This window comes from Paenibacillus vietnamensis (assembly GCF_020169515.1).
GTDB lineage: Bacteria > Bacillota > Bacilli > Paenibacillales > Paenibacillaceae > Pristimantibacillus > Pristimantibacillus vietnamensis.
The window spans coordinates 370312-389313 of sequence record NZ_JAHMHW010000001.1; the positions used below are offsets into that span (position 1 = coordinate 370312).

General features: G+C 49.3%; 22 protein-coding genes and 2 tRNA genes. 14 read left to right on the plus strand and 10 right to left on the minus strand.

What is annotated here, in order from left to right; translation table 11 throughout:
* Positions 1–13: 13 nt before the first annotated feature.
* The gene (locus KP806_RS01430) at positions 14–724 is read right to left on the minus strand and encodes a hypothetical protein (RefSeq protein ID WP_224721774.1); all 711 of its coding nucleotides are present in this window, start codon (positions 722–724) and stop codon (positions 14–16) included.
* A 215-nt stretch (positions 725–939) separates the two neighbouring features.
* Between KP806_RS01430 and KP806_RS01435 the strand changes: the two genes are divergently transcribed.
* The 3 genes from KP806_RS01435 (at position 940) to KP806_RS01445 (ending at position 2236) form a co-directional block, all read left to right on the plus strand.
* Positions 940–1509: a xanthine phosphoribosyltransferase gene (locus KP806_RS01435; protein ID WP_224721775.1), complete on the plus strand. Its 570-nt coding sequence runs from the start codon at positions 940–942 to the stop codon at positions 1507–1509.
* Between the two features lie 83 nt (positions 1510–1592).
* Positions 1593–1913, plus strand: a complete 321-nt coding sequence (locus KP806_RS01440; RefSeq protein WP_224721776.1) for a hypothetical protein — start codon at positions 1593–1595, stop codon at positions 1911–1913.
* Between the two features lie 101 nt (positions 1914–2014).
* Positions 2015–2236 carry a hypothetical protein gene (locus KP806_RS01445; RefSeq protein ID WP_224721777.1) on the plus strand — a complete coding sequence of 74 codons (222 nt, stop codon included), beginning with the start codon at positions 2015–2017 and terminating at the stop codon, positions 2234–2236.
* A 56-nt stretch (positions 2237–2292) separates the two neighbouring features.
* On the opposite strand, the gene KP806_RS01450 is transcribed toward KP806_RS01445, so the two are convergent.
* Positions 2293–2379: transfer RNA gene (locus tag KP806_RS01450), tRNA-Leu, on the minus strand.
* Positions 2380–2522: 143 nt separating this feature from the next.
* A tRNA-Leu gene (locus tag KP806_RS01455) sits at positions 2523–2609 on the minus strand.
* 146 nt (positions 2610–2755) lie between these two features.
* On the opposite strand from KP806_RS01455, the gene KP806_RS01460 reads away from it, so the two are divergent.
* Complete coding sequence (locus KP806_RS01460) at positions 2756–3628, plus strand: divergent polysaccharide deacetylase family protein (RefSeq protein WP_224721778.1); 873 nt, start codon at positions 2756–2758, stop codon at positions 3626–3628.
* Here KP806_RS01460 and KP806_RS01465 read toward each other — a convergent pair.
* Positions 3593–4303, minus strand: coding sequence for an N-acetylmuramoyl-L-alanine amidase family protein (locus KP806_RS01465; RefSeq protein WP_224721779.1), 711 nt, complete (start codon positions 4301–4303; stop codon positions 3593–3595). The genes KP806_RS01460 and KP806_RS01465 overlap by 36 nt on opposite strands.
* 126 nt (positions 4304–4429) lie before the next feature.
* Between KP806_RS01465 and KP806_RS01470 the strand changes: the two genes are divergently transcribed.
* Positions 4430–4627 carry a YqzE family protein gene (locus tag KP806_RS01470; protein WP_224721780.1) on the plus strand — a complete coding sequence of 66 codons (198 nt, stop codon included), beginning with the start codon at positions 4430–4432 and terminating at the stop codon, positions 4625–4627.
* Here KP806_RS01470 and KP806_RS01475 read toward each other — a convergent pair.
* The 3 genes from KP806_RS01475 to KP806_RS01485 form a co-directional block, all read right to left on the minus strand.
* Positions 4618–5517, minus strand: coding sequence for a hypothetical protein (locus KP806_RS01475; protein ID WP_224721781.1), 900 nt, complete (start codon positions 5515–5517; stop codon positions 4618–4620). The two genes, KP806_RS01470 and KP806_RS01475, sit on opposite strands and share 10 nt — an antisense overlap.
* Positions 5518–5641: 124 nt before the next feature.
* The gene (locus KP806_RS01480; RefSeq protein ID WP_224721782.1) at positions 5642–6598 is read right to left on the minus strand and encodes a YqhG family protein; all 957 of its coding nucleotides are present in this window, start codon (positions 6596–6598) and stop codon (positions 5642–5644) included.
* A complete protein-coding gene (locus KP806_RS01485; protein WP_224721783.1) occupies positions 6595–8418 on the minus strand; it encodes a DEAD/DEAH box helicase in 1824 nt (607 codons plus the stop codon). The genes KP806_RS01480 and KP806_RS01485 overlap by 4 nt, the downstream gene beginning before the upstream one ends.
* Positions 8419–8688: 270 nt before the next feature.
* Here KP806_RS01485 and KP806_RS01490 point away from each other — a divergent pair, with 270 nt between their 5' ends.
* Positions 8689–11295, plus strand: a complete 2607-nt coding sequence (locus tag KP806_RS01490; RefSeq protein WP_224721784.1) for an adenosylcobalamin-dependent ribonucleoside-diphosphate reductase — start codon at positions 8689–8691, stop codon at positions 11293–11295.
* A 139-nt stretch (positions 11296–11434) separates the two neighbouring features.
* Here the strand turns inward: KP806_RS01490 and KP806_RS01495 are convergent, their stop codons facing one another.
* On the minus strand, positions 11435–12658 hold the full coding sequence (locus KP806_RS01495; protein ID WP_224721785.1) for an eIF2A family protein: 1224 nt from the start codon (positions 12656–12658) through the stop codon (positions 11435–11437).
* A gap of 368 nt (positions 12659–13026) precedes the next feature.
* Here KP806_RS01495 and KP806_RS01500 point away from each other — a divergent pair, with 368 nt between their 5' ends.
* From KP806_RS01500 to KP806_RS01515, 4 genes are all read left to right on the plus strand, one after another.
* A complete protein-coding gene (locus tag KP806_RS01500) occupies positions 13027–13257 on the plus strand; it encodes a hypothetical protein (RefSeq protein WP_224721786.1) in 231 nt (76 codons plus the stop codon).
* Positions 13258–13763: 506 nt separating this feature from the next.
* Entirely contained in the window at positions 13764–14033 is a 270-nt protein-coding gene (locus KP806_RS27920; protein WP_224721787.1) for a VanZ family protein, read from the plus strand.
* Between the two features lie 461 nt (positions 14034–14494).
* Positions 14495–14920 carry a hypothetical protein gene (locus tag KP806_RS01510; RefSeq protein WP_224721788.1) on the plus strand — a complete coding sequence of 142 codons (426 nt, stop codon included), beginning with the start codon at positions 14495–14497 and terminating at the stop codon, positions 14918–14920.
* Positions 14917–15291: a hypothetical protein gene (locus KP806_RS01515; protein WP_224721789.1), complete on the plus strand. Its 375-nt coding sequence runs from the start codon at positions 14917–14919 to the stop codon at positions 15289–15291. The genes KP806_RS01510 and KP806_RS01515 overlap by 4 nt, the downstream gene beginning before the upstream one ends.
* A gap of 63 nt (positions 15292–15354) precedes the next feature.
* Here KP806_RS01515 and KP806_RS27925 read toward each other — a convergent pair whose 3' ends face one another.
* Positions 15355–15645, minus strand: a complete 291-nt coding sequence (locus tag KP806_RS27925) for a MarR family winged helix-turn-helix transcriptional regulator (RefSeq protein ID WP_224721790.1) — start codon at positions 15643–15645, stop codon at positions 15355–15357.
* A 44-nt stretch (positions 15646–15689) separates the two neighbouring features.
* On the opposite strand from KP806_RS27925, the gene KP806_RS01525 reads away from it, so the two are divergent.
* The 3 genes from KP806_RS01525 to KP806_RS27930 all read left to right on the plus strand — a co-directional run bounded on the left by KP806_RS01525 (position 15690) and on the right by KP806_RS27930 (position 18393).
* On the plus strand, positions 15690–16592 hold the full coding sequence (locus KP806_RS01525; protein ID WP_263575560.1) for a chloride channel protein: 903 nt from the start codon (positions 15690–15692) through the stop codon (positions 16590–16592).
* Positions 16593–17243: 651 nt separating this feature from the next.
* On the plus strand, positions 17244–17777 hold the full coding sequence (locus KP806_RS01530; protein WP_224721792.1) for a DUF6143 family protein: 534 nt from the start codon (positions 17244–17246) through the stop codon (positions 17775–17777).
* A 307-nt stretch (positions 17778–18084) separates the two neighbouring features.
* Entirely contained in the window at positions 18085–18393 is a 309-nt protein-coding gene (locus KP806_RS27930; RefSeq protein ID WP_397376353.1) for a transposase, read from the plus strand.
* Here the strand turns inward: KP806_RS27930 and KP806_RS01535 are convergent.
* Entirely contained in the window at positions 18360–18803 is a 444-nt protein-coding gene (locus KP806_RS01535) for a hypothetical protein (protein WP_224721793.1), read from the minus strand. The genes KP806_RS27930 and KP806_RS01535 overlap by 34 nt on opposite strands.
* 35 nt (positions 18804–18838) lie before the next feature.
* On the opposite strand from KP806_RS01535, the gene KP806_RS27935 reads away from it, so the two are divergent.
* Entirely contained in the window at positions 18839–18964 is a 126-nt protein-coding gene (locus tag KP806_RS27935) for a zinc ribbon domain-containing protein (protein ID WP_224722404.1), read from the plus strand.
* Positions 18965–19002 lie beyond the last annotated feature (38 nt).

Genomic DNA, 19002 nt, shown 5'->3' on the forward strand with positions numbered 1-19002 from the left:
CCGCTGACGGCCATTAAAGCGCCAGCAGCTTGATCGAGACGATGATGTTCTGCTCTGGGTCGAGGTCCAGCTTAAGCAGCGCACCCTTGGCCTTATAGGTGAGCATAAACGAATTCTGCTTGCTTGGCTTTCCGAGCAGCCGCAGGGCGGTCTCCGCTTGGTCGCCGATTCGCAGACCGCTGAGGCCCGGGTAAAGCCCTTCGCCGTACACTTCGACGAACTGCACGGTTTTCGCTGAATTGACGCCGATAGAGAAGCCTTCGTATTCCAGCACCTTGACCATATCCGATCCTTCATCCAGCGTATAGCTGCCGAGCTCCTGACCGAACTGGCTGCCGACCGCGGCATCGCTGTCGCCGATCGCCACGCTCATAAGCTTGGGGCTCGATGAGCTCCAGGCCGCTTTCTCGCTTTCTGTCCGCACAACTGCCTTGGAATCCGGAGTCTTGTTCAAGGCCGTTGCTTTCGCATCCGTGCCGCCGGAAGCATCCGAAGCGTTCGCATGCGGTTCGCCGCCGGCAGGCTTGTCCCCGCCGATCTCCGTGTATGTTTTCTGAGGGCTGTCCGGCTCGGAAGGGCTTTGAACCGTCTTGTCGCTCAAGGAGCTGGAAGGCGGATCCTCGTGAATTGCGGCAGGGCTCTGGCAGCCTGCGAGCAGGATGAATAATGACGAAGCGGCGGTAAGCAGGGCTGATTTGGCCGTTAACTTCTTGGTCGGATACATCGGCGTCGCTCCTTCCGGCAGTTTACGCTTAACTATTTAGTTAGACGTGCAAAAATAGGAAAAAGTTGCTCCCGGCCGTTAAGATTTTGAAAAATTTTCTAACTGCCGGATACGGAAAGAAGAAAATTTGACCAAATGTTTTCATCAATTTGGTTGCACTTTTTGCCTCACCTATGGTACGTTAACGAAAAGGATTTTGGTGGAGGTCATGATTGATGGAGAGCTTAAAACAACGCATTTTGGCGGAAGCATCGGTATTGTCTAGCGACGTGCTGCGAATAGATGCTTTACTGAACCACCAGGTCGATCCGGCCTTGACGATGGAGATGGGCCACGAATTCGCAAAGCGGTTCGCGGAAGAGAAGATTACAAAGGTCATTACGGTCGAGTCCTCCGGCATTCCGGCGGCTTTCGCAACGGCTTACGTGCTTGGTGTACCGCTCGTATTCGCAAGACGCAAGAAGACGCTTATCGCCGATCCTGATGCCTATGTCGAAAGAGTGCCGTCCTTTACGAAAGGCATGGTCACCGATATTATGGTTTCGAAGCAGTTTCTATCCGAGGAAGACCGGGTATTGTTTATTGACGATATCATTGCGAACGGCGACGCGGCGCGCGGGCTGATCAAGATTATACAGCGTTCGGGCGCGCAGCTGGCAGGCTTCGGTATCGTAGTCGAGAAGAGCTTCCAGGCAGGCGGAAGAACGATCAGGGAGCAGGGCATTCGCGTGGAGCCTCTCGTCCGGATTTCTTCACTCGAAAACGGAGAGATTACGTTTGAGTAAGAAGTTCCAGCAGAAATGCTCTTTTCCCATCCGCTAATTTCGCTTATAATGGTACAGTAGTGATCGAAGGGAGGGCACAAGCTATGGGAGAAATGTCCGCGGAGTTTATGTATGCGAAATTAGGTGACGCAAAGGTGCACTTCGAGCGTGCTCTAGATTGCAAACATACCGAATTTGATGATTTGTATCCTTATATGATCGAGCATCCGCAATTTTTTTGGTACAAACGTTATGTAGCTTGGTCTGAGCTGCTGACGATCGTTAAATTGTGCGAAGAGCTGTCAATCGAATGGCGGGAGCAATTCACCGACCGTCAGAGCGAATATATCGGGAAACGCGTCATGTCATCCAGAGTGCTGGACGAGTGGTATGAAACGAACGATGCTAAGGAGCATGCCGGCTAGGCGATATAGAGTAACTTGAACGAAACCTCAATGCTTTGCGCAAGCAAGCATTGGGGTTTTTCTAACCAAACTGGGACAGCGGAAGGGAAGATTAATGGCTTATGGTAAGCGAACAGAAATTGGATGAATACCGGATTAGCGGCGAGAAAATCAGAGTAGTAAGGGATGGCATGGAAGTGAACGATGTCATCGGCATTGTCGTGGCATGGGACGATGCTACGGTTGTCATCCGGCGTCCGAACCGCCGGGTCGTCAAGCTTAGCCGGGATTACTTGTATGTGCCGGCATCGGAGGCGCGGCCGGACCCGCTCGAGCAGGCTTAAGCCGCGACCTCTATACATAGCAAAAACCCCAGCTCATGAGCTGGGGTTAATGAGGTTGGTGCGGTCGAGAGGACTCGAACCTCCACGGCTGTTACACCACTAGAACCTGAATCTAGCGCGTCTGCCAATTCCGCCACGACCGCGTATTTTGCGTGACAACAGAGATTATCTTATCATGAGATTGCAGGACAAGTCAAACATTTTTAAAAACTTTTTTGAAAAGCCGACATTGAACAAAAGGCAGTCAAAACAAAAACTCCAGCTCATGAGCTGGAGTTAATGATGTTGGTGCGGTCGAGAGGACTCGAACCTCCACGGCTATTACACCACTAGAACCTGAATCTAGCGCGTCTGCCAATTCCGCCACGACCGCATTTTGCAATCACGTATGTTATAATATCACGCAGCTTACCGTCATGTCAACGATCTTTTGCGACTGAAAGATTAGCTTTAAGCTGCGGCATATTTTACGTCTTCTTCACAAACAATGAAAGTAAAAAAATGAAGGGGCGTACCGCTATGGACGATCAACGTCAAAAGATTCAACAGCAGAGGAGAAGGGGGAAAACAGTCCGAACGGTCCGTCTAACGGCCATCGCAGCATTTATCTCGGTATTGCTTGCGTGTACGCTCACAGGGACCGGAGCAGCTGCACAAGAGGCGGGGGGGTCTACTGCGCCTCGGGAGCAGCGTTCGATCGCTATCGTGATCGACGATTTCGGCAACGGCATGGACGGTACGGAGGAAATGCTTCAGCTTCCCGTCAAGTTTACGGCGGCGATTATGCCCTTTATGCCGACGACGAAGCAGGATGCCGAGGAGGCCCACAAGCGGGGCCATGACGTGATTGTGCACATGCCCATGGAGCCGAACAAAGGATTGAAGAAGTGGCTCGGGCCGGGTGCGCTGACGACGGATTTGAGCGATGAAGAGGTTCGGCGGCGGGTGGAGGCGGCCATTGACGACGTGCCGTATGCGATCGGCATGAATAACCATATGGGCTCGAAGGTGACGGCCGACGAGCGGATGATGCGGATCGTACTCGGCGTCTGTAAGGAACGCGGACTGTTTTTCCTCGACAGCCGGACGACCTACAAGACCGTTGTGCCTAAAGTCGCCGCGGAGCTTCAAGTTCCGATTGTTTCGAACGATGTGTTTTTGGACGACGTTTATTCCGTTCAGCATATTTCGGGGCAAATCGAGGTGCTTCGCAAGCATCTGGAATCGCACGAAAGCTGCGTCACTATCGGCCATGTAGGACCACCGGGCAAAAAGACGGCCTCCGTGCTCCGGCAATCCATACCGGTCATGCAGCAAAATGCCCGGTTCGTGAAGCTTACTCACATGATTCCGGGGCTAATGAACGATCCATTTATACTGCCGAATTCCTGAGGCGACTGCCATGGCGATCTGCTGCTGCTTGTGCGGATCGGTCAGCATGGAGAGGTCGCGGCTGTTGCTGATAAAGCCCATTTCGACAATGACCGAAGGCTGCTTGACGCGTTTCAGCAAATAATACGGTTTTCCTTCCTTCGGCAGGTAAGCCGTATTCTGCTGCCTGTTAAGCGTATCCTGGATGCAGAAGGCAAGCAGCGCGCTTTCGCCCTGCTTTTGATGAAGGACGATTGGGCCGTGGGTAGACCTGTTTTTGGACCAGTTGACATGAAGACTGACGAGCAGCTCGCTTTCGATTTCTTCCGTCAGCTGGCGGCGCTGAGACAAATCCTTGCGGTGTCTCGAGCTCGACGCATGCCACCGGTTGTCCTCGCTTAGTGCGTAATCGCCGGTACGGTTCAAAACGGCGGGGATTCCTTGGCTTTTGAGCAGCAAATACAGCTTTTTGGCTATGGCAAGATTAATATCCTTTTCAAGAATTTGGCCTGCGGATGCTCCGCCGTCAACGCCACCGTGGCCGACGTCGATAATGACGGCTGTCGATGGTAAAGCCCAATTCTGATCGGAATCGGAATTTGCGGGAAGCTGCGGCCGCTCGGCGCTTGCGCCTGCCGAACCGGCGTTTATTAAGGTCAAAGCCGAAAGGGCCATGAAGATTTTACGAAGCATCATGACATTTCCTCCACATCCTCAAGAGATAACGTTAGCGTGGCTTATTGGAGGAAAACTCATGCATGTTTACGGATGGGAGCGGGCGGGCAAACTGATAGCATCATCAAAGCGGGAGAGGTGATGAGGATGGCTAAAGGCGGAGACGAATACGTGAAATATGTGGCGGAGCAGTTTATCGCATATATGGAAACTTCCAAGGAAGACCGCAGGCAGCTCAAAACGTCAGCCAAGGCACGAAGAGAGCCTTGGCTGACGAGATGGTTCGGCTACGGTCCGATGAGCCTGCTGCTCTGGTGGCGCGGTATGACCGGACGTCACCGGTAGAAGCGGCCAAGCTCCAGAAGCAGCAGAAGAGGGACATAGCGGCGGCTTGTGCCGGCATCATCGGTTTCAAGCGCTACGTACAAATGGCCGCTGTCCCACTTGGAATATCCGACGACTGACCAGACGTACAGCATTTGACCTTCGAACAGCTCTGCGGTGTAGCGGAGCTGTTCTTTATTATTTAAAGTATTAAAAAGTCCCCAATAGGATTTTGTGCTTAGCGGCATCGGCGCTTTGGTGAGCCACGGAAGTTTGCCGAACGGATCGATGGAAGCGAGAGAGACGGACTTAAGCAGCTTTGCCGACGAAGGGGCCTGTTTTTTCTCATTCACGATCAGCTTCATGGACGAGGCGATTTGCCAATCTTTGTCCCGTACCGGGAGCAGTTCACCGCTTGCGGCGTCAGCGTAGTTTTCTTGATCCCCGTCATTAATTTTCCAGGCGGCCAAAAGCGGATGAACGTAAAGAGATTCGACGCCGTTCGAGGGCTGCATAAGCTCGAGCCTCTTTATGGCTGTTGATAAAGTATGCTGATCGAAGAAAGGGTGGCTTCCCGTTCCGTACTCCCCGAGCTGATAACCTCCGGTTTCCACAGCATTGATGACGAGATAACCAACCGTTTCCCGGTTTTGCTTCACGAGCACCAGCCAGCTGTGCGTGCCGGGTCCGATCGGCGAAACCTGAAGCGTCGCATTTTTCCAGCGTTCAAAATGCGGCTGTCCCGACAGCTCGTCCACAAAATGCCGGGCTTGCTCCTCGACAGACTGGTAATCGGTGCTTGGGCTGCCTGCTTCCGTCGTTGCCGCGGCCTGCTGCTGCAAGCCTCCGGAATACAGTGCAATCGCGGTTAATACGCAGGCTGCCGTCAATTTAATGAATGGTTTTCGCATCTTTGATCACCTCGTGCTTATTGTAGCGGACAAGCCGTACGAAGACTGTTGCAACCTGTCAGGCAAGGGCGGCCGTATGACCGCCTTTTTTTGACGTAACGATGCGGATCTCGTCTAAATAACGTCAATCGATGCCTTCGAGGTGGAAGATTCCGCAGTTAATGGCGGATACGGTGACCCGCGGCTCATATTGCCACCGGATTTCGGCTTGACGCTGCGTGAACTGCTCTTCGACCGCAGATTTGTTTTCATCCAGCGCATTTTGAAGCAGCGGCTCGTAGTAGCCATTGATGCGCTCAAGCTCCTCCTCCAGCCGCGCAGTGGCGTCAGCGGCCCAGCTGTAATCGTAGCTGCGGAGCTTTTTCTCCAGAGTCTGCTCGGCGATCGTTAGCGCTTTGTTGAAGGATATGCCGTTTTTCGTAATATGCACATTGGCGGGAAGACGAGGCGAGAGCTTCATCGTCAGGAGCCGCTCATGGAAATGCTCCAGGCAGGTGCCTGTTGCCAAAGAAATTCCGAAGCTATGAATTTCCTCGCGCTTGCGGTCGCATGCGAACTCGACCCTCAAATTGACTCCGAGCCAAGCGGTGTAGGGTGTCGAGCTGAACGGGTTGCTGCTCCGTTTGTCCGGCTCCTGAAACAAGTAAACGAAGCTGCCTTTTGCCTTCGCGGCATCGAATACCTGATCCAGCTTCCGGGCTCCGAAATACAGGTCCTCTCGCGGAATGCGCGCCGGAGCGGCGAGACTGCCGTGAACAAAGCCGAGCGAGCGGCCCAGAGCCGCATTTGCTGCAGCTTCCGGCGAACCTGCAGCTTCGGCTCCTTGCTCTGCCGGCGGAGTGGCTGTGGCTTCAAGTGCCGCATCGTATTTTTGCTTGTCCGTCACGAATAGGAAAGTCATCGTCTCCGGCTCGGCGTTCACGCGGTCGACAAAGCTCCAATAATAGGGGCGATTAGTCAGCTCGCGGTCGGCATGGGGAGACAATTTTACCGTAAAATGGGCGGGCGATTTCTCTAAAATTTGGCATTCCGTAGCATCCAGATACCGGTTTATAAATTTGTGAACCTGCTTCTCGTTCAAGGTCTCACCTCCACGGATTCTCCTAACGAATCCAGCTTCACGAGCAAATCCGGCGCTGCTGCATAAGCGCTGCTGCCCGTCTGCACCTCGTCTCTTATGCGGCTTAACGAAGAGCCCAGCTCGCTCAGCTTTTCCTTCAAGGCGTCATCGTTGCCTGCCTCGATCAGCACTCTTGCCAGCTTCTGCTCGAGCGTGCCTTCCCCGTTCTCAAAGCGCTCCAAAATATGATCCAGCTCTCCGATAACGAGCTCAAACAAATTGATTTTTTCGTGAAGCAAATTGACGATATGCTCCTCGATCGTGCCGAGCGTGCACAAATTGTAAATTTTTACGTCCTCCGTTTGTCCAAGCCTGTGAACGCGTCCGATCCGCTGCTCGACCCTCATCGGATTCCACGGCAGGTCGAAGTTGATCATATGGTGGCAAAATTGAAGATTAATGCCTTCGCCGCCGGCTTCCGTCGCGATAAGCACTTGAGCCCGTCCGCGGAACAGATCCATCATCCAGTCCTTCTTGCCACGGTTCATCCCGCCGCGGTAAGGAACGGCGACCATATTTTGCGCCCGGAAAAACTGCAGCAAATACTCCTGGGTCGCCCGGTATTCCGTGAAAATAATAACCTTTTCGCCGAATTCCTTCACGAGCTCCATCGCTTTTTCGGCCTTCGTGTTTGCCTTGATGTTTTTGATCTTGTCGACAAGCTCCCAAATTTTCGGGCGGAGCGGCGAATCCTCTGCAGTCTTCTTGAACAGGTTCACCAGCGTCAGGAAAACCGCGTCCCGGCTGCTGCACACCTCGCGCTGAAGGGTAACGAGGGAGAGCATGCTGCTCATATCTCCGCCGCTTTCGTCATACCGTTCCCGGACGAAGCCGGTAACCGCGTCGTACAGCGCCTTTTCATCCGCCGATAATTCGATGGGGATGTTCTTCACGAACCGTTTCGTGAAGTGGATGCCGCCGTCCCCGCGCCGGTTGCGGATCATAACCGTGGACAGCGCCTCTTGCAGCTGATCCTCGTTTTTCGGAAGCCGTTTGTCGACGACGAAATTAGCCGCAAATTCGCTTTGTCCGCCGAGCTGGCCGGGCTTGAGCAGGGTGATCAGGTTATACAGCTCGTCGAGATCGTTTTGAATAGGCGTTGCGGTAAGCAGCAAACAATATTTTTTGCGAAGCTGGTTGGCGAACTGGTAATTTGTCGTTTTTTTGTTTTTCAGCTTATGCGCTTCGTCGATAATGATCAGATCGTAATCGGTGCCGAGCACAATGTCCCGGTGGGGCTCGCGTTTGGCGGTATCGATCGAAGCCACGACGACGTCGTAGCCCCACGTATGCTCTTTTTTCTGCGCAACGGCGGCGATACCGAATTTCTGATTCAGCTCGCGCACCCATTGAAGGACAAGCGAGGCCGGCACGAGAATAAGAATCCGCTTCGCAAGGCCGCGCACGATATATTCTTTAAGGATTAACCCGGCTTCTATCGTTTTGCCGAGACCGACCTCGTCTGCAAGAATGGCGCGTCCGCCCATTTCATGAACGACCTTGCGCGCTGTGCTGATCTGGTGGGGCATCGGCTCGAACGACGGCAGTGAGCGCAGGCTCAGCAGCTGCTCGAAGCTTTCAATCCGTTTGGCCTGCTCGGCTTCCATCGTAAGCTGGTATAAGGTCCAGTCATCCCACGGCCCTCCGCGGGTTAACCGGTTTTGAAGCTCTTCGAACCAAGTACGGTCGCATTGCAGATCGACCAGCGAATGCAGCTTGCGAGTGAAGATGGCGGAGCCGCTCTCGTTGGAGGCGGTCTGAGAAGTCGGAGAGTTAAACATCAGCTGTGCAGCTCCTTCCGCGGTAAAGGATAATTTGTAATAAGTATTGCCCTTTCTTTCAAGATTAATAAGAACAGGCCTAAAAAAGAGATTGAACCAGAATGGATGGGAGAAACGGAGAATGGGTGGATAAAGGTGGAAATTATGGCCTGTCAAGCAGATGTTTATCAATATATTGTGTAGTATAATGGAAGTCAGACACAATATATTGAAATTTATCGATTGACGTGTAAACTTCATTTAACGAACAGATGAGGGGGAGGAGCGGCGATGGCGACGTTACGCGGCAAAGGACTGGAAGGGCTCAGCGAAAAAATCTTTTTGGACCGGTATGCTTGGAAAAACGCGGATTCGAATGCGGCAAAGGTCGGCGACATCGTGCTTGTTCTGACGAAGGACGATCCGAAATTTCCTGCGAAGGAAGTCGGAGAGGTGATCGAGCGCAGCGGAAGCTCGGTAAAGGTACGTCTGCGCAGCGGCGACATCGTGGAATCGAGCGTGGAAAAGCTGACGCTCACCATCGAGAAGACGCCTCAGGAGATGTGGGCACGGCTGGCCGCGGCGATGGCTTCGGTCGAGAAGGACCCGCAGAAACGGCTGGAGTGGGAACGAAACTTCCAATATATACTGGATGATTGGAAGCTGGTGCCTGGCGGCAGAATTGCGGCAGGCGCGGGTGCAAGCGAGGAGCTGACGCTGTTCAACTGCTATGTCGTCCCGTCGCCGAAAGACAGCCGCGGCGGTATTATGCAGACATTAACGGAAATGACGGAAATTATGGCCCGCGGCGGTGGCGTCGGCATGAATCTCTCATCCCTCAGACCAAAGCGGTCGATCGTCGCCGGCGTTAACGGCACCTCGAGCGGTTCCGTCTCCTGGGGAGGGCTGTTCAGTTATACGACGGGGTTGATTGAGCAGGGTGGAAGCCGAAGAGGCGCTTTAATGATGATGATGAACGACTGGCATCCCGACGTCCAGGAGTTTATCACTGTCAAGCAAACGATGGGCCAGGTGACTAACGCCAATCTGTCTGTTTGCGTCAGCAACGCCTTCATGCATGCGGTGAAGGAGGATCTCGATTGGGAGCTGGTTTTCCCGGATACGAAGGAAGACGGCTATGACGATCTATGGACCGGGGACTTGGAGGCATGGAAGCGGCTCGGCAAAAAAGTAGTGTTATATAAAACCGTCCGCGCACGAGACATGTGGCATACGATCATTGAATCGGCCTGGAAATCGGCGGAGCCCGGCGTCGTGTTTATGGAATATTACAACCAAATGTCGAACAGCTGGTATTTTAATCCGATAATTAGTACTAATCCTTGCGGCGAACAAGGATTACCGGCATGGGGTGTTTGCAACCTGTCTGCCCTTAATTTATCGAAGTTTTACGACGAGGAGAAGCATGATGTTGCTTGGAATGAGCTGGCCAAGGTCACGCGGTGGTCGGTTCGCTTTCTGGACAATGTCATCGACAAAACGCCGTACCATTTTGAAGAAAATGAACGAAATCAGAAGCGTGAGCGGCGGATCGGCCTGGGTACAATGGGGCTTGCGGAGCTGATGATCAAGCTGGGCATCCGATACGGTAGCCCGGAATCGTTAAGGTTTCTGGATAAGCTGTACAGCTTAATCGCGCGCGAGGCTTATCTGGCTTCTAGCGAAATCGCGGCGGAGAAGGGGTCTTTCGAGGCGTTTGACGCCGAGCTGTACGTGAAAAGCGGCTTCATGCAGCATATGATCGATGCTTTTCCCGAAATCGGAGAAGCGGTTGCGGTTGGCGGCATGCGTAATGTGACGGTGCTGACCCAGGCCCCGACAGGCAGCACGGGTACGATGGTTGGCACCTCGACCGGAATCGAGCCCTATTTTGCGTTCGAATATTTCCGCCAAAGCCGTCTAGGCTTCGACCGGCAGTTTGTGCCTATTGCGCAGCAATGGAAGGATGCTCATCCGGGTGAGGAGCTTCCCGATTATTTTGTTACGGCCATGAGCTTATCTGCGGAGGATCATATCCGGGTGCAGGCAGCCATCCAGCACTGGGTCGACAGCTCGATTTCGAAGACGGCGAATGCGCCGGCCGATTTTACGGTGGAGGACACGAAGCGTTTGTATGAGCTGGCTTTTGAGCTTGGCTGCAAAGGCGTGACGATCTACAGAGACGGAAGCCGCGATGTGCAGGTGCTGTCCACTTCCGGGGAAGAGAGCAGGGAAGACCGGGCAGGTGCGGATACCGATGTTTCATCTGCCCTGCATGACGAGCGCCTATTTGATGAGAATTTGGTGGAAGGGGCCGTACTGGACGCATTGCCCGACCAAGTGGTCGACAAGAAGTACAAGCGCAGGCCTCAGGTGCTCCGCGGCGCAACCTATAAGGTTAATACACCTTTCGGCATGGCTTATATTACGATCAACGATTTGAACGGAACGCCTGCCGAGATTTTCCTCAATGTGGGCAAAGCAGGCTCGGACGTTTTCGCGATGGCTGAAGCGTTAGGCCGAGTGTGCTCACTGTTTCTCCGGTATGGCGAACACGGTCATAAGGCACAGCTGTTGATCAAGCATTTGAAGGGGATCGGCGGCTCGGGCGCAATCGGCTTTGGAGTAAACCGCGTGGAGTCGATCGCCGATGCGGTAGCGAAGTCGTTGGAAATGCATCTGGAGCAGCACTCCGAACATGCGGCCGGAATGGAAGCAGCTATAAAGGAAGAAACTTATTTTGCGGAAGAAAAGGCTGCAACTCATGCAATAGTGAAGCCGCATCGCGAAGCTGCTGTGACATCACGGGATCTATGCCCATCATGCGGCTCGGCTTCGCTGATCAATCTCGAGGGCTGCAAGCAGTGTATTAATTGCGGGTATAGCAAGTGTAATTGAGCGGTTCGGTTCGGTTAAAAAAACGGTAATTTGCATTGTTTTTAAACACATCTAACTTTAAAAACCCAGCTACCTTCACAAGAGAAGATTAGCTGGGTTTTTTAATTATTTTTGCTGAATTAGATTATTCAACATATTCTTAGGAACTTTGCTCCGGTGTAAAAAACGTTGGAGCGTAATCTACATTTTTTATCCATATCTGCTCCTGACCATTTAAAGCATTTTTTACCCATACATCCCCTTTAGCTTGCTCTGCCTTTCGAAACCAAGTAAGGTAAGGTCCAACAACTTGAGGATCTTCGTCACGTTCATTTTTCCCAGGAAACGAGATTTGTTTTTGCTCTCCTGTTCTTATGTTTATAGCGTAAAGTGATGTGAACATAGTTGGTACAGGTCCTTCTTTCCACTCCTTGTTCTCTTTCGCACGAGCCACAATTACCAAGTCATTAGAGAACCATTCCAGATCAAGGTCTACAAATCCTTTAGGTGTGTATTCTTTTTGCTGTTTAAATGCTGGTATTTCGGCTATCGTCATTTTCTTGTTTTCAACAAAAAATCTTCCTTCTCCTGAAATATAAGCCAATTGATTGGCAGAAGGAGCCCACTTAAACCAGTCTTTAAACCCTAACATTTTTCCGACTGCTTTAAATTGTTTTCCTTGTGATGATAAAACACTTAATGTATTACTGTCCATGGACCAAGACGCTGTAGGAATAACTAAAAAGCTAACCCGCTTCCCATCAGAACTCCACTTAAAATAATCGGCATCAATCCCAAACAAGTCAGGTTCTTTCGTTTGAATCGTATAAAAAGGCTTTATTTTATCTGTAGCAAGATTTGCATCTACAGGTATTCTATAAAGTGGAATTGGACTCCATCCAGTAGGAAGTAAGTTGGATTGTGAGGAAACAATAAATTCTTTCCCGTTCGGAAACCATTCAAAACCACTAACGCCTAATGAGACATTTTCAAAGCCTTGCGGCCGGTCATTCTTTGTTTTTGTCACATTTAATATACCTTGATCCGTGTAGGCCAACTGATTTTTGTTAGAGGACCATTTAAAGTCAGATGTCGCGACCCTTAAGTAAGGCTGGTAGCTTTCTTTTTCCTTTGTATCATAAATGAACAAATCCGATTTTTCTCCCTTTTCATCACCATCAATATATCCAATGAAACGACCGTCATATGACCATTTCGGAGAATACACATATCGGTCTTTGGTGAGTTGTATTTCTTGACTACCCTTTTTGAGCCACAATTGATGATCACGGATAAATACAGCTGTTAGCGGGGTTTCTGCACTTGCTATCGACGAAAAATTAAAACAGATGAGTGCAAGTAGTAGTAAAATCCGAATTCTCACGTCAATCCCTCCTGCATCGAAGATTTACCAAATCATATTTTTCCCAAGTTAATAACAACTATCCTCTTAAGTTTATAGCGAGGAATAATAGTAAAGGACAAGATGGGGCCAATGCCCGACTCCAATAATTTCCTTTTATGTTAATATAGTTGGGTTAACTTATTCGATTAATGGGTGTGTCAGTTTAACGGCTATCACCCAAAAATAAATGATGCAAGCATGTTGGACTTAAAAAATCTTATGGGGCAGATTCAAGAATAAACACATCGTATGCTCGCAAATCGCATGAATGTTTAGTTGTTCACTTGAGGGAATCATCACGGTAATAACAGCGCTAAAGAGATAAATTCTACGATGAGGTGAATAGGGTGAACGATGATGATGAAACGAATCAGATTACGGACCGGAACGGGAATATGCTGGCGAGGGATTCGATCGCTTATAACATCGCGGTTAATCCCCAGGCGATTCATGATGCCGAAATTGAGGATGAAGTGGTTAACGGCCTTAATGAAATTTTGGATAAGCCAGGCGAATATTTAGAGCAGGTCGTGTCCGACCAGGAAAACGGTACTATCCGACGCAGCGTATTTACTTAATTACGGAGCCGAAGGATAAGCTGGTTATACCGGACTTGACCGGCGTCTCGCTAAGAGATGCGCTCGGATCGCGTCATTAATCGGTATACGTCTTATTCCGGAGGGACAAAGTTTTGTCGTTACCCAGAAGGAAAAACCTTAAACAATGTGAAAGTTCTGAAGGTCGTTCTCGCTCCGCCATCCGATACTGCTACAGAGTAGGATCAATCCTTAAGCAGCGCCGGGTGGTTGTCTCATTGAGGTGGTTAAATAGTATAGCTCGTTCAATAACACGAAAGGGATGTTTTTTTTGAGTAGAATTATAAGGGCATTTTTATGGATTGTTTTCATTATTTACTGTCTGGTTCTTGTTAAGTATTTAGTTCTTGATCGTCTTCATTTCATAAGTTTTTCAGAGAGATATTATAATTTTTACCCATTAAAATCAATTAGTACATATTTTATTCGAAGAGAACATTATAATTTCAATATCTTATTTGAGAATTTGTTTGGGAATCTAATAATGCTTGTTCCATTTAGGAATTTTTCTGCCAATGATGTTTAAAAAATATAGAAAAGCGATTAATTTTTTTATTTTTATACTCATTGTTGATTTATCCATCGAGATTCTTCAGGTCACTATAAAGTTAGGGACTTTTGATGTTGATGATCTTATTTTGAATTGTACTGGTGCAATGATTGCTTATGGGATTATTCGATTACTATTGCGTATTCCATTTATCAACAAATTATTAGAAACAACTAAAAGGGACTATCTGAAACGGAACATGATTTAATTAGTGCAGTAGGTGAGGATGGTACTATGGGGATGTACTAGATTTACAGGGTGAGAAGCCCAAGACACCCGATGAAGCTATAGCAATACAAATCTGTAGGCCTCCAGGTGGTTACGATATTCCGTTGTATGCATTGATGGTGAAACCGTAATTGGTGTGTTTCATGTTGGATGAAAGTAATAAAAAGTATGTTCAAGTGTTCGCTAACGGGCACATTAGTTGAGTTAAACAGCGGCAGTCTAGGCGTTATATTTCGTCCAAGGCTGTCGCTGATTCTTTTGATAGGGTTATTCTAATGCTCTTCTGTAGCATGTATATTTATGGAAACTTTTTAAGCGAATATGCCGTCTATGTTAACGCATGGAAGCTGTCATCCGACAGTGTTCCCAATCAGATTAGAGCGGGGGCGAAATAATGCAGAAAAAAACGGGCAAATGGAGAAAAGGGGTTCTAGCCGCAGGGTGGTCGTCGCGTTCGGGGTAGGAGCAGCTTGGCTTCTGCAAGGAGACTTGGACTACCGTACGACCGCAGACGGAGAAACCAAACGAAGCCTGACGGCGGAAGCTTCCGCGGAACCGAGTCCGTCAGCCGCGACCAGTCCGGTCAGCCGAACGCCGGACGGAAGGTTTGCGTTATTCGCTGCTTCCGAGCAAGGGTGGCAATCGGTGTTTACGATCAAACGGGAGGACGGAACCCGCCAAACCTACGACTGGCCTTACGCACGCGAATGGGGAAAGGCGCCTCCGGCGTTGAAGTACAGCGATCTGAACAACGGTGGGATAGATGAGCTAGTTGTCCATTGGACCGGCATCGCGTCGGATGGCGATCGGATCGAGAAACTTCGCGTGATCGACGCCTGCAAGATTGGGATGACGAGAAGGATTTGAAGCAGCTGCTTGGCAAGCCCAAATCAGAGAAGGTCGAGCAGCTCGGCTGGGATGCGGGAACTTTTCAAGGGATGTATGTGAAGACGCTGGCCTACGACGGAATGGAGATGACCATGTATTCTCCCAAGGGCGATCGGTTCTATGTAGTCAATATGCGAGTCACCGGTCCCGCATATCCGACGTCATTGGGTAATCGAGTGGGCGACCCGGCTTCGCGCGTGCTGAAGAAATTTGCAACTATTGCCAAGGACGGACGTGAGCCTCCCGATAGTTTTGCGTATGCGGTTAATGACTATATGTACATTGATCTTTATTTTGTTATCAAAGAAGGCATTGTAAGCGAGCGGTACTATGAATATTTAATTGATTGAAAGATAGAACGCAAGCGAGAATCCGAAATTCTATGGATTTTCCACAGTCATTTATTGCATGTATCACTTAATGTGAGTTACCCTGGGGATTATTATCAAACTGCAGCACAAGATGAAGGTCACAAATTTGCTGTAAAAGAACCGAGGATATTTCTCAAGCAATGCCAATCCATTTTCCGTCAGGGTGATATGTACACTGCGGGCATCAGCGGGATTTGGACGCCGAACAATCAAGCCGCTCTTCTCGCAACGGGTCACAAGTCCAACACATGCATGATGGGTGACCTGCAGCCGTTCGGCCAATTCCGAAACGGTAGCGTAATCGCGTCCTGGAAAGCCTTGAATAGAGTGCACCAATCGCTTCTGTGCTGTTTGTCATTGAACTGCTCGCGTTTGAGATGAGACCCCGTAGCGGTATGCCAATCGCGCTGGCTAGCGGGGTAGCTGCTTTTATTCGGATGAACGTCCTCGGGACAGGAGCGATATTTCCATCCGATGCTGCACTTGTCATGAATGCGGAAGGGATGGGTATCTGCCTTCTATTCGCAATAGTGGGCCCTGCAGTTGCCTACATTTTAACAAAATTGATATACGGATCGGAAGATCTTTTCTCCAAATTGCCTCTTCATTGGATGTATTGGCCTGCAATTGGAGGGATTGTGGTCGGGATCGGAGGATTTGTTGTCCCACAGGTCCTAGGGGTAGGTTACAATACGATCCAAGGATTGATGGTCGGCCAAATTGCCCTGTCATTGGCTCTGAAAATACTGATTGTTAAAACAATCATATGGGCCATCTCACTTGGTTCCGGTACATCGGGAGGCATCCTTGCTCCGGTATTAATAATAGGCGGGACCCTTGGAGAAATCATGGGAATTTTCATTCATGCTCCTAGTCCGGCGGCTTGGTCGATTCTGGGGATGGCATCCGTCTTCGCGGCGGTTACTCGTTCGCCGTTTACGGCGATTCTGTTCTTGGCGGAGCTAACGCATGATATGAGTATGCTGCTCCCGCTCACAATATCTTGCACGCTAGCTTCCGGGATGTCGGCGCTCATTCTTCCAAGGTCGATACTGACGGAAAAGATTGCACGTCGTAATAAGCTTGTCTCTCGGGATTACAGCATCGATCCGTTGGAGCTGTGCGTTTTGCATGATCTTACGTTTGAACAACCGGCTATTGTTCAAGTAGATGCAAGGATGTCAGAAATTGTGGATCGGCTGGCGGAAGAGGAGAACCCGGTATATAAAACGGGCTTGTTCATCGTCACAAAAGAGGAGCGCTTAACAGGTTCAGCATAATAGGGCAGCTAATCCGCGAGTTGGTGACCATTGCTTCGATACGAGGTTAAATAATAAAATCTGAAGATTATCCATATCGTCCAATTTTACGAGGATCTCGGTCATCTAACACGACAAATGATGTTGACTGACCAAGTAACGTCTAGGCGGATAACGCATACACTAACTCATAATATTGAGAAAGTAAGGAGTGAGACGCAAATGGCTTGTGTTATTGGTTTTGTCAAAATCATTCGTGCAGGTACTAGTTCGATCATTCAATTTGGAGATGCCGTTTAAGTGTCGCCTTCAAGCAGTTCCAGATCGTACGCCTTTTCGTTAACTCTGCATCCCTGGGCGCATCATTCACAAATATTTGCACAATCGTAAAGAAGTTCGATCCGGGTTCTTCACTCCCTTTAAAGTATTCTTAAATAGTATATTCAGTGTGTGAATGTCCCGTTCATTCAAAGGGAACCTTCCACTGGCACAGATAAAAACTACGCAAAAAATCGTGTATGACCGACCCGGGTAAATCAAACGGTGATTGATACCGATACCCTTCGTAACGAAAATGTGAAGGGTACACATTGAGGCATCGGCGGTAATAGTATGTCGCCGACCCGGAAGGGATCGGATCGTCAGATTGCATACCATAAAGGACGGTGTACGATGTATTTCAAAGAACCTTTGAGTGTAGTTAATGTGGCAAATTCCCTCGTTAAAGCAGATGCTGGTAAATATTTCTTAGGCGAATCAGAGTTTTTGAATGTTGGCCGGATGAATTTGGCTTGGACCGGTCTTATTAATCCTTATAATTCTGGAGTAAATCTATATCTCGATATTTTTGTGTCAAGTAATATGTCACCGGAAAATATGCTTGCAAAAATTTGGTTTTGTTCTATAGTACCCCCTACTGGTAAAATATCCCCTAAAGTGACTTCCGCCAATCTCGCGTACCAACCCAAACCTATTCCAAGAGGACAAATTCAGTCAGGTGAGGGAGTAAATCCTGCGATAAGCGCAGGCACAGCGGTTTCGACTCGATTAATTCTTGCTAGTACAACAGTCACGAGTGAGAAGCACGGACATTGGATTATCGGACCTGGTACATGTATCCTATTCTCCTACGTATCTCAAGGAACGAACAACGCACATGCAGTCATGGCATTTGGCTGGTGGGAAGAGTGTGTCCATCAGTTATAATTCAATTGTAGTTTAGTAAGTTACGTCTGAATACGAACTGATTTTATTCCATTTATTGTGTGGCAATGCAAGAAGCGTGAAAGCGCGTATACCGAGTAAGGTGGGAGTAGTAACGAAAAAGATAAATTTAGAATGAGCGGACGAAATCGGGCAGATGAAAGTCCGCTTAGCCCGAAATCCCCCTTGTGGAGATGCAGGGGCAAAATATTGCATCGCTCCAATATAAGCACTATAGAACCTACGTTACAACGTCAATTATCACATCGTTTGGTCGGTAAAGTACCACCGACCGGTTCGGTCAGCAGAGATTGAAGCTTATTTTATTCATGTTTTTGCATCTGCTTATCCCCCAATAGCCCCTTCCTGCATCGTTAAAATGTTAAAAAGGTATCTATGCAAGAAAACTGTTCTGAAGTTACCTCATTTGAAAACAAGATTATGGGACGGGCATCTCTGGCAAAGCATCCGACCAAAGAAGAGCATGAGAACATTCATTTTGCGCTGGAACGCTGCTCTCCTCTACAATCGCTTGCTCGCCGAACGAATCGCTGCCTACAAGCAAACAGGACACAGATTGACCTATTACGAACAAAAAGCAACGATGCCAGAGAAATAAAGTACATACTCGAGCTTAAAAACGTCAACTCCCAGGTTCTTCAAAATATGGTGAAATAGCTGGATAAGGCGTACCAGTCCATTTTTCGTTGCGACAAAACCGGCGGGAAAGCAGGCTACCCGAGATTCAAGCCGGAAAGTCGATACAACTCTTTTACCTACCCTCAAAGCAGGTTTTCCATAGAGGGAAAGCATCTTCGGCTTTCCAAGATTGGCGATGTGCGAATCCGACTTCATCGACAGCCGCGAGGATTCATCAAGACCTGTAAGATCATAGTCAAAAACAGCAACTATTACGCCTGTTTTTATTGTGAAGTCGAGAAGGTGAAAAGAAAGCAGCGTGCCGTCTCGAAGAAAAAACGCGGTTCTAACCGCCGCCGCAAAGCGGTGCTCGAACTCGCGAGACTTCATGAAAAGGTAGCCAATCAGCACACAAGTATTACGGGCTGGTTCAATTCGTGACGTACAAAGCTGAAAGCGCCGGCCGTCAGGTTGTTCAAGTGAATCCTTACCGCACCTCGCAACGTTGCTCGAATTGTGGAGAAATCGTCCTACGAGTCCCGATGATATGAGAAGCTCTCCAAAATTCATTGGAGAGAGGTTCACGAGT